This is a genomic window from Streptomyces sp. JLBJ103 (genome assembly GCF_058215575.1).
In genome coordinates this window covers 3,586,704-3,603,100 of record NZ_CM177089.1, presented here as the reverse complement: position 1 = coordinate 3,603,100, position 16,397 = coordinate 3,586,704, and the positions used below count along the sequence as shown (strand labels likewise).

At 71.8% G+C, this 16,397-nt stretch carries 14 protein-coding genes and 3 tRNA genes; 8 read left to right on the top strand and 9 right to left on the bottom strand.

Features of this window, described 5'->3' with window-relative positions; all coding sequences use genetic code 11:
• The first annotated feature begins 104 nt into the window (after positions 1-104).
• The 3 genes from AC4BEG_RS15740 (at position 105) to AC4BEG_RS15730 (ending at position 4,811) form a co-directional block, all read left to right on the top strand.
• Entirely contained in the window at positions 105-2,027 is a 1,923-nt protein-coding gene (locus tag AC4BEG_RS15740) for a hypothetical protein (protein WP_490706496.1), read from the top strand.
• Between the two features lie 275 nt (positions 2,028-2,302).
• Positions 2,303-3,814: a N,N-dimethylformamidase beta subunit family domain-containing protein gene (locus AC4BEG_RS15735; RefSeq protein WP_490706495.1), complete on the top strand. Its 1,512-nt coding sequence runs from the start codon at positions 2,303-2,305 to the stop codon at positions 3,812-3,814.
• A 76-nt stretch (positions 3,815-3,890) separates the two neighbouring features.
• A complete protein-coding gene (locus tag AC4BEG_RS15730; protein WP_490706494.1) occupies positions 3,891-4,811 on the top strand; it encodes a phosphoribosylaminoimidazolesuccinocarboxamide synthase in 921 nt (306 codons plus the stop codon).
• A 123-nt stretch (positions 4,812-4,934) separates the two neighbouring features.
• Here AC4BEG_RS15730 and AC4BEG_RS15725 read toward each other — a convergent pair.
• The 8 genes from AC4BEG_RS15725 to AC4BEG_RS15690 form a co-directional block, all read right to left on the bottom strand.
• A tRNA-Gly gene (locus tag AC4BEG_RS15725) sits at positions 4,935-5,007 on the bottom strand.
• Between the two features lie 258 nt (positions 5,008-5,265).
• Positions 5,266-5,886 carry a response regulator transcription factor gene (locus AC4BEG_RS15720; RefSeq protein ID WP_490706493.1) on the bottom strand — a complete coding sequence of 207 codons (621 nt, stop codon included), beginning with the start codon at positions 5,884-5,886 and terminating at the stop codon, positions 5,266-5,268.
• Positions 5,883-7,127, bottom strand: a complete 1,245-nt coding sequence (locus AC4BEG_RS15715) for a sensor histidine kinase (RefSeq protein ID WP_490706492.1) — start codon at positions 7,125-7,127, stop codon at positions 5,883-5,885. The genes AC4BEG_RS15720 and AC4BEG_RS15715 overlap by 4 nt, the downstream gene beginning before the upstream one ends.
• Before the next feature lie 22 nt (positions 7,128-7,149).
• A complete protein-coding gene (locus AC4BEG_RS15710) occupies positions 7,150-7,953 on the bottom strand; it encodes an ABC transporter permease (protein ID WP_490706491.1) in 804 nt (267 codons plus the stop codon).
• Positions 7,950-8,906: an ABC transporter ATP-binding protein gene (locus tag AC4BEG_RS15705; RefSeq protein WP_490706490.1), complete on the bottom strand. Its 957-nt coding sequence runs from the start codon at positions 8,904-8,906 to the stop codon at positions 7,950-7,952. The genes AC4BEG_RS15710 and AC4BEG_RS15705 overlap by 4 nt, the downstream gene beginning before the upstream one ends.
• Before the next feature lie 151 nt (positions 8,907-9,057).
• Positions 9,058-9,133 (bottom strand) — tRNA-Gly (locus AC4BEG_RS15700).
• A gap of 78 nt (positions 9,134-9,211) precedes the next feature.
• A tRNA-Gly gene (locus tag AC4BEG_RS15695) sits at positions 9,212-9,283 on the bottom strand.
• A 115-nt stretch (positions 9,284-9,398) separates the two neighbouring features.
• Positions 9,399-9,716, bottom strand: a complete 318-nt coding sequence (locus AC4BEG_RS15690; protein ID WP_490706489.1) for a histone-like nucleoid-structuring protein Lsr2 — start codon at positions 9,714-9,716, stop codon at positions 9,399-9,401.
• Between the two features lie 315 nt (positions 9,717-10,031).
• Here AC4BEG_RS15690 and purS point away from each other — a divergent pair, with 315 nt between their 5' ends.
• Genes purS through purL form a run of 3 tightly spaced genes read left to right on the top strand, consistent with a single transcriptional unit; the run spans position 10,032 to position 13,239 of the window.
• Entirely contained in the window at positions 10,032-10,316 is a 285-nt protein-coding gene (purS, locus tag AC4BEG_RS15685) for a phosphoribosylformylglycinamidine synthase subunit PurS (RefSeq protein ID WP_201871821.1), read from the top strand.
• A complete protein-coding gene (gene purQ / locus AC4BEG_RS15680) occupies positions 10,313-10,993 on the top strand; it encodes a phosphoribosylformylglycinamidine synthase subunit PurQ (protein ID WP_201871815.1) in 681 nt (226 codons plus the stop codon). Before purS ends, purQ begins: the two co-directional genes overlap by 4 nt.
• Positions 10,990-13,239, top strand: coding sequence for a phosphoribosylformylglycinamidine synthase subunit PurL (gene purL / locus AC4BEG_RS15675; RefSeq protein WP_490706488.1), 2,250 nt, complete (start codon positions 10,990-10,992; stop codon positions 13,237-13,239). Before purQ ends, purL begins: the two co-directional genes overlap by 4 nt.
• Positions 13,240-13,306: 67 nt before the next feature.
• Here the strand turns inward: purL and AC4BEG_RS15670 are convergent, their stop codons facing one another.
• On the bottom strand, positions 13,307-13,711 hold the full coding sequence (locus AC4BEG_RS15670; protein WP_201871811.1) for a nuclear transport factor 2 family protein: 405 nt from the start codon (positions 13,709-13,711) through the stop codon (positions 13,307-13,309).
• A gap of 103 nt (positions 13,712-13,814) precedes the next feature.
• On the opposite strand from AC4BEG_RS15670, the gene AC4BEG_RS15665 reads away from it, so the two are divergent.
• Both AC4BEG_RS15665 and purF read left to right on the top strand, forming a co-directional pair.
• Positions 13,815-14,609 carry a maleylpyruvate isomerase family mycothiol-dependent enzyme gene (locus AC4BEG_RS15665; protein WP_490706487.1) on the top strand — a complete coding sequence of 265 codons (795 nt, stop codon included), beginning with the start codon at positions 13,815-13,817 and terminating at the stop codon, positions 14,607-14,609.
• A gap of 227 nt (positions 14,610-14,836) precedes the next feature.
• Positions 14,837-16,396 (top strand): amidophosphoribosyltransferase, encoded by a 1,560-nt coding sequence (gene purF / locus AC4BEG_RS15660; RefSeq protein ID WP_490706486.1) that lies wholly within the window; start codon positions 14,837-14,839, stop codon positions 16,394-16,396.
• The last annotated feature ends 1 nt before the right edge of the window (position 16,397 follow it).

Sequence of the window (16,397 nt, the reverse complement as noted above, 5' to 3'; positions counted from 1 at the left end):
TGGCCCACCGACATTGCGGTGTCGACGGCCGGTGCGAAAGTGGGGGTGGAAAGACAACGCCGCCGTCGTCCGCCGTTCACAGACCGGCTGGACCGTAGGGGGTGATGAGAACAGTGGCAGGTCCCGAAGCAGGTGCACTGGCGGCACGCGCCCGTGCCCTCGCGGTACTGCGGATCCGGAGCACCGCGCTCGCGGTCGCGCTTCTCCCGGCGGCCGCGGCCGTCGTGCTGCTGGCCGGCAGTGCCACGGGCCGTATCGGCGGGTCGCACGACGACGGCTGGACCGCGCTGCGCTGGACCGTGGTCGGCGGCGCCCTGCTGGTCCTGCTGCTGGCGGCTGCGGTGGCCGCCGTGATCGTCAGAGCCAGGCCCGCGTTCACCCCCACGGTGCCCATCGCCGAGGAGACCGCCCCGGATCTGTACCGGCTGGTGCGCGATCTGGCCGAGCGCATGGAGGTGCCCGCGCCCTCGGCGATAGCGCTCACCCCGGACTGCGACAGCTGGCTGGAGGACCGTACGCACCCGGCGTACGCCTCCCGCCAGGGGCGGCGGGACCGCGGCTCCCTCTCGGCCGACGGGACCCGGGCCGCACCCGGGGCGGGCCTGCCCGGGGTGCCGGGCCCGGCGGGCGACGACCGGCTCACGGACCGCCGTGAGCGTTGCGCCCCACAGGCCCCGGTGCTGGTCATCGGCTCGCCGTTCCTGTGGTGGATGCGCGTCGCCGAGCTGCGGGCGCTGCTCGCGCCCGTGGTGGCGGGCACCGGCCCGTCCGTGCATCCCGACATAGCCGCCGCGCGGCGCTTCGTCCGGGGCCTGGACGCCGCCGTGGCCGTCGCCACCCGCGGCGGAGACACCGCGCCCGCCGCCCCGTACGGCCCCGGCTCCGGCCCCGGCCCGCGGCAGGGCGGATCCGCGCCCGCCGCCGCGGCGGCGCTCGGCCGCGCGGTGCGCCGTCCCGCGTTCGCCTTCGTCGGCTGGGTCGCCCGGCTGCTGCTGCGCGGCTGCCGGGACCACGCCGCCCAGATGGAGCGCGCGGTCGCCGCGGCCGCCTCCGAGCGCGCCCAGGCGGTCGACTACGGTCTGCGGATCGTCGCCCAGGAGCAGGTGGGGCTGGCCTACGCGGGCTGGGACCGGCTGCTCACCCGGGTCGCCCTGCCCGCCTGGCGGATGGGCCGCTGGCCCTCCAGGCTGGACGCGGGCGTGGTCTCCGCCCTCACCGAGCTCTCCCGCCGGGACCGGCTGGCCGAGGGGTTCGCCTCCCGGCTGAGCGAGCGGCCCGCCTGCGATCTGCTGGAGGAGCCGGGGCTGATCGACGAGGCCACCTCGCTGCTCGCGGCCCGGCTCTTCCACGGCGGACCGGCGGAGCCCGGTCCCGACTGGTCCCCGGTGGACTGGGGGCAGTACCCGGAGGAGGTCGTCGACCGCAAGTGGCGGCTGGAGGCCGCCCGGCTGCACCGGGTCCTGGACGAGCGGGCCGCACCCGTGGGCACCCCGGCGGGGCCGGTGAGCCCGCCCGCTCCGCCCACGCTCGCGCGGGTCATCGAGCGCCTCACCACCGACGGTGGCGGCGCCCGGGGAGCCGAGCCGGGCGCGGGGGAGCGCGCGGTGGACAGCGGCCCGGAGCTGGCGGCCCGGCTCAGTGTGGAGCTCGCCCGGGAGGAGGCCGTCCAGCAGGAGGCCAGCCGGGCGCAGCTGGCCCGTACGGCGGCGGAGGGCACCGGAGCGGGCGGCGGCGACCCGTGGATCGACGGATGCGCCCCGCTGTTCCCGCTCCAGCCGCCGCGCACCGGCCGTGAGCTGCTCGCCGACCATGTCACCGCGATGGTCTGCTGCGCGGCCGTGGACACCGCGGGCGCCACCCCGGGGCTGGACTGGCTGGACGGGCCCGCGCTCCTGGTGGGCGGACGGCGCAGCGCGGATCTGGCGGCTCGGGTGCTGAGCCTGGTCGAGGACGGGGACGCCGAGCCGCTGCGCGCCTGGCTGGGCGAGGTGGGCGTGCGACCGGAGAAACCGGTCCGCCTGGTGTGACGGGTGAGGGCGGCTGTCCCGGCCCGGTCATCCGTTCCAGTTCCCGTCATCCGTTCGGTTCTCGTTCCAGCAAATTAGCGACTATGGGTGACGGGATGGGTGCGTAATGTGATGTGCTGGGACCAGTCGCTGTCACCCGGCCCAGCGGACCAGCCCACCGGCCCGGTCCACCGACCGGCCGCGCAGCCCGGCCCACGAGGCCGGACCGCGGTGGCGCGGTGCGCGAGGACAGCGAGGCGAGCCGCCGCCGGGGTACGCAGGGAGGGGAGCAGGGGATGGGGACGGACCAGATCCGGCGCTGGGAGTCGGGCGCACTGGCCCACGCGGTGACGGATCCTTTCGGTCAGGGCCCGCTGCCCTGGCTGCGCGGCAGCGAGAACTACTTCGACGACACCGGCCATGTGGTCCCGTGGTACGTGGACCACGTCCACAGCCCCGGCGCCATCGACCGGGCGATCGACCGGACCGCGCCGCGGGCCCGCGACCGCCGCGCCGCCCGGGTCCCCGGCCCCCGGAGCGCCGATGATGTCCACCGGCAGATCAAGGGCTTCACCTCCGCCTCCGCCGCGGCCCCCGGCGAGGCCATCGACTTCCGCATCACGGTCGACCCGCCGCAGCAGTTCAGCGTGGACGTCTACCGGATCGGCCACTACGGCGGCGACGGCGCCTCGAAGATCACCACCAGCCCGCGGCTGTCCGGCATCGTCCAGCCCGCCCCGCTCACCGCCGACCGCACCGTCTCCTGCCACCACTGGTGGCTGTCCTGGCGGCTCCAGATCCCCACGTACTGGAAGCTGGGCGCCTATGTCGCGGTGCTCACCACCGCCGACGGCTACCGCAGCCACATCCCCTTCACCGTCCGCGACACCCACCCCGCCGATCTGCTGCTGGTCCTCCCGGACTTCACCTGGCAGGCGTACAACCTCTATCCGGAGGACGGCCGCACCGGCGCCAGCCTCTACCACGCCTGGGACGAGCGGGGGCGGCTGCTGGGCGAGTCCGAGGCCGCGGTCACGGTCTCCTTCGACCGGCCGTACGCGGGCGCGGGGCTGCCCCTCCATGTGGGCCACGCCTACGACTTCATCCGCTGGGCCGAGCGCTACGGCTACGACCTCGCATACGCCGAGACCCGCGATCTCCACGCGGGCGCCATCGACCCCACCCACTACCGCGGACTGGTCTTCCCCGGCCATGACGAGTACTGGTCGGCGCCGCTGCGCCGCACCGTCGAAGGGGCTCGCGACAGCGGCACCTCGCTGGTCTTCCTCTCCGCCAACACCATGTACTGGCAGGTCGAGCTGGCCCCCTCGCCCTCCGGCCCGGACCGTCTGCTGACCTGCCGCAAGCGCCGTGGCCCCGGCCGCTCCGCGCTGTGGCGCGAGACGACGCCCGAACAGCAGCTGATCGGCATCCAGTACGCGGGCCGGGTGCCCGAACCGCGGCCGATGATCGTGCGCAACGCGAGCCACTGGCTGTGGGAGGCCACCGGCGCCGAGGAGGGCGACGAACTGCCCGGTCTGGTCGCGGGCGAGGCCGACCGCTACTTCCCGCGCACCTCGCTGCCCGAGCACGACGGCCGGATCCTGCTGGCCCACTCCCCGTACCAGGACGCCGAGGGGGCCACCCGGCACCAGGAGACCTCCCTCTACCGGGCCCCCAGCGGCGCCCTGGTCTTCGCCTCCGGCACCTTCGCGTGGTCACCGGCGCTGGACCGGCCGGGCCACCGGGACGAGCGGGTGCAGCGCGCCACGGCCAATCTGCTGGACCGCATCTGCAAGCGGGTGTGAGGGGCGGGCCGGGTCCGGACACGGCCGTGACGTGCGGCAGAATCGAGGTGGCTTGGACAAACCACCAGGAGGAAGCGTGTCCGGATTCGTCGATAAGCCCGAGCCGGTGGAGGTCCCGGGCCTTGAGCACCTGCACACCGGCAAGGTGCGCGACCTCTACCGGAACGAGCGGGGCGAGCTGGTGATGGTCGCCAGCGACCGGATCTCCGCCTACGACTGGGTGCTGCCCACCGAGATCCCGGACAAGGGCCGGGTGCTGACCCAGATGTCCCTGTGGTGGTTCGATGTGCTGGCCGATCTGGCCCCCAACCACGTGCTCTCCACCGAGCTGCCCGCCGGCGCCCCCGCCGACTGGGAGGGCCGCACCCTCGTCTGCCGGTCGCTGGAGATGGTCCCGGTCGAATGCGTGGCCCGCGGCTATCTGACCGGCTCCGGGCTGGCCGAGTACCGCGAGACCCGCACGGTCTGCGGCCTCGCCCTCCCCGAGGGGCTGAGCGACGGCTCCGAGCTGCCCACCCCGATCTTCACCCCGGCTACCAAGGCCGAGGTCGGCGAGCACGACGAGAACGTGGCGTACGAGGAGGTTGCGCATCGGATCGGCGCCGAGCCCGCCGCTCAGCTGCGCCAGGCCACCCTCGCGATCTACGCCCGCGCCCGCGACATCGCCCGCGAGCGGGGCATCATCCTCGCCGACACCAAGTTCGAGTTCGGCTACGCACCGGCGACGCTGGGCGCGGCGGGCGCGGAACCGGTCCTCGCCGACGAGGTGCTGACCCCGGACTCCTCCCGCTTCTGGCCCGTCGACACGTGGCAGCCCGGCCGCCCCCAGCCGTCCTTCGACAAGCAGTTCGTCCGCGACTGGCTCACCTCCCCGGCCTCCGGCTGGGACCGCCGCAGCGAGCAGCCGCCGCCCCCGCTGCCGGACGAGGTCGTGGAGCGGACACGGGCGAAGTACATCGAGGCGTACGAGCGGCTGACCGACAACCGGTGGTCGTAGCCGCCTCGCGCGGATCGTGTGGCCCGCCCACCGGGCGGGCCAGCCACCGGACCGCGTGACGCGAAACACATCGGCAGAACGCAGATGGGCCCCGGTCGATTCGACCGGGGCCCCATCTCACGGAGCGGACGACGAGGCTCGAACTCGCGACCTCAACCTTGGCAAGGTTGCGCTCTACCAACTGAGCTACGTCCGCCTGCGCCGTACATGCCGTACGGCGCGCCTCTACTATAACCAAACCCCCGGCGAGGGAACTACCTCGCCTCCGACGTGCTCATTTCTTGTTCTTGGACACGTTCAGCGCGATGGCCGCCACGATCACGATGGCGACGACCCAGATGATCACGGATGAAGCCGTCATGGCTGTCTCCTCCTCCCGTGCGCGGGCCCCCGTGTGCGAGCTCTCCCGCGTGCGAGCGGCGACCCCGGCGAGCCCCGGGCCCCGCCTCCAGCGTTACAGCCAGCCGCGCTCCCGGGCCAGCCGCGCCGCCGCATGACGGTTCTCCGCGGAGAGCTTCATGGCGGCGGACGAGAGATAGTTGCGCACCGTCCCCTGGGAGAGCCCGGCCCGCTCGGCGATGTCCGCGATCGACGCCCCGTCCGCCGCCAGGTCCAGCAGCTCCGCCTCGCGCGCGGTCAGCGGGGAGTCCCCCGCGCTGATCGCGTCCGCCGCCAGATCCGGATCCACATAGCGGCTTCCGCGGTGCACCGTGCGGATGATCTCGGCGAGCCGCTGTGCCGAGGCCGTCTTGGGGACGAAGCCCCGGGCACCCGCCTCCAGCGCCCGTTTGAGATGGCCGGGCCGGCCATGGCTGGTCACGATCAGCGACCGGCAGCCGGGCAGTTCCGTGCGGAGCGCCGAGGCCACCCCCACCCCGTCCGTCCCCGGCATCTGGAGGTCCAGCACCGCCACATCCGGCCGGTGCGCCCGCGCCATCGCCAGCGCCTCCGGGCCGGAGGCGGCCTCGGCGACCACCAGCAGGTCGTCCTCCAAGGACAGCAGTGCGGCGAGCGCACCGCGGATCAGATGCTCGTCGTCGGCGAGCAGCACCCGGATCACCCCGGCGTCGTTCATGCGGCGCCCTCCAGCGGGAGTTCGGCCCGCAGTCGGTACGTCCCGACGCCGTCGCCGGGACCGGACTCCAGCATGCCGCCGAGCGCCGCGAGCCTCTCCCGCAGCCCCTTGAGCCCGCTGCCCTCCCCTGTGCCGGTACCGGCCCCCGTGCCGGTCCGGAGTTCCGTGGGCACCCCGTCGTTCTCCATCTCCAGCACCGCCGTCCCCGCCTGTACCCGGACCCGGACCGCGCACCGTCCGGCGTCCGCATGCCGCAGCACGTTCGTCGTCCCCTCCCGGACCACCCAGCCCAGCACGGACCGCACCGCCTCGGGCAGCGGCGACCCGCCGTCGTCCTCGGCCGGGAAGTCGACGCGGCAGTCGACCCGGGCGGCGCGCAGCACCGAGCGCGCCCCGGCCAGCTCCACCTGGAGATCCGCTTCCCGGTAGCCGCGCACCACGCCCCGGACCTCCATCTGGGTCTCGTGCGCGATCCGCTGTACTTCCACCATCTGCGTCACGGCCTCGGGCCGCTCCCGCCGGGCCAGTTGCACCGCCAGCTCGCTCTTGAGGGCGATCACCGCCAGGTTCCGTCCCATCACATCGTGGAGATCGCGGCCGAACCGCAGCCGTTCCTCCGCGACCGCCAGCCGCGCCTGGACCTCCCGGTTGGCGTCCACTTCGTACATCACCTGGAGCATCCACGCCGAGCAGCGGACCGAGAACAGGCACAGCGCACTGATGGCGAGGACCGCGATGAACGTCCACACCGGGGCCGCGGCGCCCGGGTGGACCGTCGCCACCGCCAGGGCCAGTACCGCCCCGATCCCCGTGTGCAGGGCGAAGAAGGTACGGACCGGCAGCAGCAGCGCGTACACGATGGCGAACGGCGATACGTTGAGCACGGCGGCCCGGACGGCCGTATCCGCCCCGTACGGCCCGCCGGTCGCCTGGAGCACGATCCCGGTGGCCAGCCCCGCCACCGTCAGCGCGGCGGCGAGCGCGGGCAGCCGACGGCCGGTCGGGTGGCCGCGCAGATACTGGTCGAGCCCCCGCCACAACAGGGGGACGGCGACGACGTTCTGAACGACGGCCAGCCCGAGCAGCGTCCACACCAGCGCGGGTGGCGCGTTCCGCAGCGCCACGGCCAGCTCGCTGGTCCCCACCGCGATCGTCACGAACCACGGCATCGCGTACAGCGTCCACCGGGTGAACAGTTCCACCCGCGTCAGCCGCGCCGCCCCGCGCCATCGCCGTATCACGATCCCGTACCCCCTCGTTCGGTCAGCGCCGCGGTTCCCAGGGGAATCGCTTCCGCACGGCCCACCCTGCCAGCACCGTCCAGGCCAGCGCGGTCGCGAGAGTGCCCAGGACGTCGACACCGCTCATGTCCCCGGTCCAGCCCGCCCGTACGAGGTCGACCACCGGGGTCAGCGGCAACAGCTCGCACACCGAGGCGACCTGGTCCGGCATCACGTCCAGCGGCACGAACAGACCGGAGCCCACCATCGAGATCATCATCATCGGCACCGGGGTCAGCTGCGCGGACTCCGAGGTCTTGGTGAACGCGGCGGTCGCGCCGGCCAGCATCACCATCTGCACCACGCCGACCGCGACCCCGACGACAGCCAGATACGGGGCCTTCGGCGCGGACACGTCGAGCGCGACGCCCACCCCCACCACCAGCAGCACGCATTGCGCGAGTCCGAGCAGGACGGCGGGGAGCGCGGTCCCGGACAGGATCTCCGGATCGGTCAGCTCCCCGGCGCGCAGCCGCTTGAGGACCAGGTCCTCACGGCGGATCACATAGACGCCGACGAGGTTCATGTAGACGGCCAGCACCAGGGCCATGCCGATCGAACCGGGCAGCAGCATGGTGCCCAGGTCCAGCCCGGTGCCCTTCAGATCGACGCCCTTGACCGCCGTCTTCATGCTGTACGTGAGCAGGCCGGGCAGCACCAGCGCGTACGCCAGTGCGGCCTTGTTGCGGGCCAGCAGGGTCAGTTCGCCGCGGGCCAGGGCCAACACCCGCCCCCGTGCGGCGGTCGGTGCCGTGGTGGTCGGTGCCGTGGTGGTCGTCGTGCTCACGGTGTCTCCCCCTGTGCCGTGTCGACGGTGCTCGCGATGTGCAGGAACGCCTCCTCCAGCGAGGCCGACCGGGCGTCGAGCCCGCCGAGCCCGATCCGCCGCTCCCGCGCCCACAGCAGCACCTCGGTCGCGGTGTGCTGGAGGTCGCGGGTGCGCAGCCGTACGGCCTGGCCCAGCGAGTCCCGTTCGAGGGCGCCCAGTGCGGCGGGTGGGGGCAGGTCGTCGGTGGAGACGCCGTCGGGCAGGGTGAAGGAGAGGGTCGAGGGGCGTGCGGCGACGATGTCCGCGACCCGGCCGGAGGTGGCGATCCGCCCCGCGTGCATGATCGCGAGCCGGTCGGCCAGCGCCTCGGCCTCCTCCAGGTAGTGGGTGGTCAGCAGCACCGTGGTGCCCTGGTCGCGCAGCGTCCGGACCAGCTCCCAGGTGTCCCGTCGGCCCTCCGCGTCCAGACCGGTCGTCGGCTCGTCGAGGAACAGCACCTCGGGACGGCCGAGCAGGGCGAGTGCCAGGTCCAGCCGGCGCCGCTCGCCGCCGGAGAGCATCTTGACCCGTACGTCCGCCCGTCCGGCCAGCCCCACCAGGCCCAGGCTCTCCCGGACGGGCATGGCGCCGCTGGTGCACCCCGCCCACATTCGCGCGGTCTCGGCGACCGTCAGCTCGGGCGGGAGGCCGCCTTCCTGGAGCATCATCCCGATCCGCGGCCGCACCTTCCCCCGCTCCCGGTACGGGTCGTGGCCGAGGACCCGCACCGCGCCGCCGGTCGGGGCGGCGAGCCCCTCCAGCAGTTCGACGGTGGAGGTCTTACCCGCGCCGTTCGTGCCCAGCAGCGCGAACAGCTCGCCGCGCGCCACCGAGAACGAGATGCCCCGCACCGCGTCGTACCCCCGGCTCCCGCTCGGGCCGTATCTCCGCCGCAGTTCGTCGACCGCGATGGCGCTCTCTTTCACATCCATGGCTCCAGGCTTTCGCCGCCCGGGGGAGCCTTGTAGTGCGCGCTGTCATCAGCCCCGATGACAAATGTCATCGGGGCGGCGAGCGGCTGGGGGAGTAGGGCAACAAAAAGACCTGGGGCGCCAGTCGATTGACCGGCGCCCCAGGTTCCTGTGGAGCGGACGACGAGATTCGAACTCGCGACCCTCACCTTGGCAAGGTGATGCTCTACCAACTGAGCCACGTCCGCATGCCTCCGACCGGCTCTCACCGATCGGCGCGTGCACCACTCTACCCGATCTCCCGAAGGTGAACGATGAGTGATGAGAGCGGGTGACAGGGATCGCACACTGCGCCTCCCCCTTGGAAAGGGGGCGCTCTACTACTGAGCTACACCCGCATGGTGTGTTCCTCGGGGTTTTGACCTTTCGGTCTCGCCCCTCGGCGTGCTCCAGACTCTAGCGGACCACCCGGGGTGTTGTGCAACTCGGCTGAACGCCGCCTGAACGAGCGGTTCAGCGCGCGGCGTTGAACGCCTCGTAGACCTTCTTGGGGATCCGGCCCCGCGGCGGTACCTCCATGCCGTGCGACCGCGCCCAGGCGCGCACCGCGGCCGGGTCCGGGGCGACGGCGGTGCGGCGGTAGGTCTTCCCGGAGCGGGCGCGCTTGCGGCCGGCCTCCACGTACGGGGCCAGCATGTCGCGCAGTTTCTCCGCATTGCCTGCGTTGAGGTCGATCTCGTACGACCTGCCGTCGAGCCCGAACGCGACCGTTTCCTCGGCGTCCCCGCCGTCGATGTCGTCAGAGAGCGTGACTACTACGCGCTGCGCCACGGATATCGGTCCTTTCGGGCTGCATCGTTGCGTTGACGTGCAAAGATGACAGCTGTCCAGTTGTAAGCGAACAATGCTTTTTCATTTGTACAGCGGACGACAATGCATTGTGAAGCCCCGGTAATTCTGCCCGCGTGTCATGTCGCAATCGGGACCATACGTTTTCGCCGGTTCTTTCCCCAGCGGTTGCCCTCGACGATGCTTAAACGTGACCGAAGGGTTCCCTGGTTCGCGCTATCTACTCGCGTAGAATTTTCCTCGGGGTAGGCTTGGGCCACCGCCTTACGCACCAGCACCACACCACCGGGAGTGCCAGTGGCACGCGTCGTAGTCGACGTCATGCTCAAGCCGGAGATCCTCGACCCCCAGGGCCAGGCGGTGCAGCGAGCACTGCCCCGCCTCGGCTTCGAGGGGATCGCCGACGTCCGTCAGGGCAAGCGCTTTGAACTCGAGGTGGAGGGTCCGGTCGACGATGCCGCCCTCGCCCGTATCCATGAGATCGCCGGAACGTTCCTCGCGAACACCGTGATCGAGGACTTCTCCGTGAAGGTCGAGGTCGGCGAGGGTGCCGACACCGCCGCCGTGAAGGCGGAGTCGTGACCGCACGCGTCGGAGTCATCACCTTCCCCGGCACGCTCGACGACCGCGACACCCAGCGCGCGGTCCGCGCCGCCGGTCTGGAGGCGGTGCCGCTGTGGCACCGGGACAAGGATCTGAAGCAGGTCGACGCGGTGATCCTGCCGGGTGGCTTCTCCTATGGCGACTATCTGCGCGCCGGAGCGATCTCCCGCTTCTCCCCGGTAATGGAGTCGGTCATCGGCCAGGCGAAGGCCGGTATGCCGGTCCTTGGCATCTGCAATGGCTTCCAGGTTCTCACCGAGACCCATCTGCTGCCCGGTGCGATGCTGCGGAACAACCATCTGCACTTCATCTGCCGTGACCAGAAGTTGCGAGTGGAAAACGCGGAGACCGCCTGGACCCGCTCCTACGAGCAGGGCCAGGAGATCAACATCCCGCTGAAGAACATCGACGGCCGCTATGTCGCCGATGAGCGGGTCCTCGATGAACTCGAGGCCGAGGGCCGGGTCGTCTTCCGCTATCAGGAGATGAACCCCAACGGTTCCCTGCGTGACATCGCCGGTATCTCCAATGCCGCAGGCAATGTCGTCGGTCTGATGCCCCATCCCGAGCACGCCGTCGAGCCGCTGATCGGCACCGGTCGCACCGACGGTCTCGGATTCTTCACCTCGATCCTCAAGAGGCTGGTCAGCGCATGACCCTGGACACCACGAAGCACGCGGCGCAGACCCCGGACGCCGAGCAGCCCTGGGCCGAGCTCGGCCTCAAGCAGGACGAGTACGAGCGCATCCGCGCCATCCTCGGCCGCCGTCCCACCGGCGCCGAGCTCGCCATGTACTCCGTCATGTGGTCCGAGCACTGCTCGTACAAGAGCAGCAAGGTCCATCTGCGGCAGTTCGGCGAGAAGGCCCCGGAGAACGACGCCCTGCTCGTCGGCATCGGCGAGAACGCGGGCGTGGTCGACGTCGGCCAGGGCTACGCGGTCACCTTCAAGGTCGAGTCGCACAACCACCCCTCGTACATCGAGCCCTACCAGGGCGCGGCCACCGGCATCGGCGGCATCGTCCGCGACATCCTCGCCATGGGCGCCCGTCCGGTCGCCGTCATGGACCCGCTGCGCTTCGGCGCCGCCGACCACCCCGACACCAAGCGGGTGCTGCCCGGTGTGGTCGCGGGCATCGGCGGCTACGGCAACTGCCTGGGTCTGCCCAACATCGGCGGCGAGGTGGTCTTCGACTCCTGCTACCAGGGCAACCCGCTGGTCAACGCGCTGTGCGTGGGTGTGATGAAGCACGAGGACATCCACCTCGCCAAGGCGTCCGGCGCGGGCAACAAGGTCATCCTCTACGGCGCCCGCACCGGCGGCGACGGCATCGGCGGCGTCTCCGTGCTGGCCTCCGAGACCTTCGATGACAGCAAGCCCGCCAAGCGCCCCGCCGTCCAGGTCGGCGACCCCTTCCAGGAGAAGCTGCTCATCGAGTGCACCCTGGAGATCTTCAAGGAGAACCTCGTCGAGGGCATCCAGGACCTCGGCGGCGCCGGGCTCTCCTGCGCCACCAGCGAGCTGGCCTCGGCCGGTTCCGGTGGGATGCGGGTCGAGCTGGACACCGTTCCGCTGCGCGACTCCTCGCTCTCCCCCGAGGAGATCCTGATGAGCGAGTCGCAGGAGCGCATGTGCGCGATCGTGAAGCCGGAGAAGGCCGACCGCTTCCTGGAGATCTGCGAGAAGTGGGACGTCATCGCCACCGTGATCGGTGAGGTCACCGACGGCGAGCGGCTGGAGATCTACTGGCACGGCGAGCAGATCGTCGACGTCCCGCCGCGCACCGTCGCCCACGAGGGCCCGGTCTACGAGCGCCCCTACGCCCGCCCCGCGTGGCAGGACGCGCTCCAGGCCGACGACGCGGCCAAGCTGCCGCGCCCGGCGACCCCGGAGGAGCTGCGGGCGCAGGTGCTCCAGGTGATCGCCTCGCCCAACCAGGCGTCCAAGTCCTGGGTCACCGACCAGTACGACCGCTTTGTGCAGGGCAACACGGTGCTGGCGCAGCCCGAGGACTCCGGCATGGTCCGGGTGGACGAGGAGACCGGTCTCGGTGTCGCCGTCGCCACGGACGGCAACGGCCGCTACGCCAAGCTGGACCCGTACACCGGGGCGCAGCTCGCGCTCGCCGAGTCGTACCGCAATGTGGCCGCGTCCGGCGCCAGGCCGCTGGCGATCTCCAACTGCCTCAACTTCGGCTCGCCGGAGGACCCCGCGGTCATGTGGCAGTTCGCGGAGGCCACCCGCGGTCTCGCGGACGGCTGCCTGACCCTGGGCACCCCGGTGACCGGCGGCAATGTCTCGCTGTACAACCAGACCGGCGAGGTGGCCATCCATCCGACCCCGGTGGTCGCCGTCCTCGGTGTGATCGACGATGTGGCCCGCCGCACCCCGATCGCCTTCGCGGAGGAGGGCCAGCTGCTCTACCTCCTCGGCGACACCGCGGAGGAGCTGGGCGGTTCGGCCTGGTCGCAGGTGATCCACGACCACCTCGGCGGGATGCCGCCGACGGTGGACCTGGAGCGTGAGCGGCTGCTCGCCGAGATCCTGATCTCGGCCTCCCGCGACGGCATGGTGGACGCGGCGCACGACCTGTCCGACGGCGGTCTGATCCAGGCGCTCGCCGAGTCGTGTCTGCGAGGCGGCAAGGGCGCCCGGATCGTGGTCCCCGACGGGACCGACCCGTTTGTGCTGCTCTTCTCGGAGTCCGCGGGCCGGGCGGTGGTCTCGGTGCCGCGCAGCGAGGAGGTCCGCTTCAACGACATGTGCGGCGCCCGCGGCCTTCCCGCGGTCCGGATCGGCGTGGTGGACGGCGACGCGATCGACGTCCAGGGGCAGTTCTCGCTCCCGCTGGCCGAGCTCCGGGACGCCCACGAGGCGACGATCCCGGGCCTGCTGGCCTGACGGATCCCGTAACTGCCGGTACGGCCCCGTCCTCCTCGGGGGAGGACGGGGCCGTATGTCCGGCCGGTCACCCCAGCCAGTACGCGTCGAAGGCGTCGAGGTCCTCGACGCACTCCTCGATGTCGGAAATCTTTCCGCCGATGACGGTGATGTACTGAGCGCCCTTCATGGCGAAGCTGCGGCTGCCGTCAGCCTTCCGCGCGGTGTAGCGGTAACCGAAGATCACATGCCCCTGGCCGTCGGCCGTCAGCAGTTCGGGCTCGATTCCCTTGGTGCTGCCGTCCGGCCTGCCCCAGTCGCGGTACAGCCGGAGGACGTCCTCCACGCCCTTGTGGGTGCCGGACAGCGGGTTACTGCCGGGCACGTGGTGGACGACGTCCGTGGTCATCATCGTGGCCAGGGTGTTCAGGTCGCCCCGGGTGAACGTGTCGAAAGCCTTGCGCACCAGGGCACAGTCCGGATGCTCGCCCATGGTGATTCACACCTTTCCTATGGATAGAGTCCCTTTCTTCCGTTCTCTTCCATCGTCTGCCAGACCCGCCGGACTGTCCACGGCGCTCGATAGGCTCGGCGTCATGCCGCCTCGCACCCGCGCCCGCGCCCGCGTCTACGACTCCGCCACGATCCGCGCCGCCGTGACCGCGCAGCTGGGCCATTTCCGCCAGGCCGTCGCGGAGCTGGACGAGGAGCGGCTGGGCGCCCCCACCCGGCTCGGCGACTGGACCGTCCGTGAGCTGCTGACCCATGTGGCGGTGGCCGTGGACTCGGTCGCCCAGCGGCTGGAGGCGCCCGCGCCACCCGCTCAGGAGGCCGGGTTGAACGACTACGCGGCCGCGGCCGCCTCGTTCGCCGGAGCGGTCGACGAGCGCATCCGCGTGGCGGCGGACGGAGCGGATCCGCGGGCGCTGCTGGAGCGCGCCGAGGCCCGGTTCGCCGAGGTGGCCGCCGTGGCTCCGGGGGACCGGTTGCTGGCGGTGCCGGTGGGCGCCATGCGGCTCGACGACTATCTGGTGACCCGCTGTGTGGAGCTGGTGGTCCACTCCGACGACCTGGCGGCCGCCACCGGCACCCCCGTCCCGTACGACCGCCAGGCGATGGCCGCCGCCGTCCGGATGCTGGCCGACGCCCTCGCGGCGAAGGCGCCCGGCGGGTCGGTCGAGGTCCGGATCCCGCCGTACGCGGTGGTCCAGTGCGTCGAGGGGCCCCGGCACACCCGCGGCACCCCGCCGAACGTCGTGGAGACCGACCCGCTCACCTGGGTGCGGCTGGCCACCGGCCGTACCGGCTGGGCCGAGGCGCTGGAGGCCGCCGAGGTGTCCGCCGGCGGTGAGCGCGCCGACCTCGCCGCCCACCTCCCGGTTCTGGCGTAGGGCCCGTCGGAACGGGCCCTGGCGCTCCGCGGCTGCGCCCCGGCCGGGGTGGGCGGCCGGGTTCGCGCCCAGATGTGATCCATGCCCCACTCGCCCCCGCCCTCGGCCGTTGTCCCCTGGTGGGACCGGGGTCCGGCGCTCCGCGGGAGGGGCCGTGGCATGTGACATGGGCCGCGGGGCAGGTCCCTCGTTCGGACGTGCTCGGGAACTGGCCTAGACTCGATGCCGTGCCACGTGGTGACGGACGACTCAGCCACGACCTGCTCCCCGGTGAGAAGGGCCCCCAGGACGCTTGCGGCGTCTTCGGAGTCTGGGCACCGGGTGAAGAGGTCGCCAAACTCACCTATTTCGGGCTGTATGCGCTGCAGCACCGCGGACAGGAGTCCGCGGGCATCGCAGTGAGCAACGGCTCCCAGATTCTCGTCTTCAAGGACATGGGCCTGGTCTCACAGGTCTTCGACGAGACCTCCCTCGGCTCCCTGCTGGGCCATATCGCGGTGGGCCATGCCCGCTACTCCACCACCGGAGCCTCGGTGTGGGAGAACGCGCAGCCGACCTTCCGGGCGACCGCCCACGGCTCCATCGCGCTCGGTCACAACGGCAACCTGGTCAACACCGCCGAGCTGGCCGAGATGGTCGAGGCCCTGCCCCGGGACGGCGGCCGGGCCAACCAGGTCGCGGCGACCAACGACACCGACCTCGTCACGGCCCTCCTCGCGGGCCAGGTCGACGAGGACGGCAAGCCGCTGACCGTCGAGCAGGCGGCCCCCATCGTCCTTCCCCGCGTCAAGGGCGCATTCAGCCTCGTCTTCATGGACGAGCAGACGCTCTACGCCGCCCGTGACCCGCAGGGCATCCGCCCGCTGGTCCTCGGCCGTCTGGAGCGCGGCTGGGTGGTGGCGTCCGAGACCGCCGCGCTGGACATCGTGGGCGCGTCCTTCATCCGGGAGATCGAGCCCGGCGAGATGGTCGCCATCGACGAGAACGGGCTGCGCTCCACCACCTTCGCCGCCGCCCGCCCCAAGGGCTGTGTCTTCGAGTACGTCTACCTGGCCCGCCCCGACACCGACATCGCCGGGCGGAACGTCTACCTCTCCCGGGTCGAGATGGGCCGCAAGCTGGCCGCCGAGGCCCCGGCCGACGCCGACCTGGTCATAGCGACGCCCGAGTCCGGCACCCCCGCCGCCGTCGGCTACGCCGAGGCCAGCGGCATTCCCTACGGCTCCGGGCTGGTCAAGAACAGCTATGTGGGCCGGACCTTCATCCAGCCCTCGCAGACCATCCGCCAGCTCGGTATCCGGCTCAAGCTGAACCCGCTCAAGGAGGTCATCCGCGGCAAGCGCCTGGTGGTCGTCGACGACTCGATCGTCCGCGGCAACACCCAGCGCGCCCTGGTGCGGATGCTGCGCGAGGCCGGGGCCGCCGAGGTGCACATCCGCATCTCGTCCCCGCCCATCAAGTGGCCGTGCTTCTTCGGCATCGACTTCGCCACCCGCGCCGAGCTGATCGCCAACGGACTATCGGTCGAGGAGATCGGCAAGTCGCTGGGCGCCGACTCGCTGGCGTACATCTCCACCGACGGCATGATCGAGGCGACCACCATCGCCAAGCCGAATCTGTGCCGTGCCTGCTTCGACGGCGAGTACCCGATGGACCTGCCGGATCCCGAGCTGCTCGGCAAGCATCTGCTGGAGTCCGAGACACAGGCCCCCAGCAGCACCGACGCCGACGGTGTGCGGACGCTGACCGCCGGGGTCGGCGGCGCCGACGCGCTCCGCCGCCCGTAGG

Coding starts and splice junctions, on each gene's coding strand:
- AC4BEG_RS15720 (WP_490706493.1), bottom strand. CDS start 5,886: ATGAACGACGCCGGGGTGATCCGGGTGCTGCTCGCCGACGACGAGCAT.
- AC4BEG_RS15735 (WP_490706495.1), top strand. CDS start 2,303: ATGGGGACGGACCAGATCCGGCGCTGGGAGTCGGGCGCACTGGCCCAC.
- AC4BEG_RS15665 (WP_490706487.1), top strand. CDS start 13,815: ATGCCGCCTCGCACCCGCGCCCGCGCCCGCGTCTACGACTCCGCCACG.
- AC4BEG_RS15740 (WP_490706496.1), top strand. CDS start 105: ATGAGAACAGTGGCAGGTCCCGAAGCAGGTGCACTGGCGGCACGCGCC.
- AC4BEG_RS15670 (WP_201871811.1), bottom strand. CDS start 13,711: ATGGGCGAGCATCCGGACTGTGCCCTGGTGCGCAAGGCTTTCGACACG.
- purL (WP_490706488.1), top strand. CDS start 10,990: ATGACCCTGGACACCACGAAGCACGCGGCGCAGACCCCGGACGCCGAG.
- AC4BEG_RS15705 (WP_490706490.1), bottom strand. CDS start 8,906: ATGGATGTGAAAGAGAGCGCCATCGCGGTCGACGAACTGCGGCGGAGA.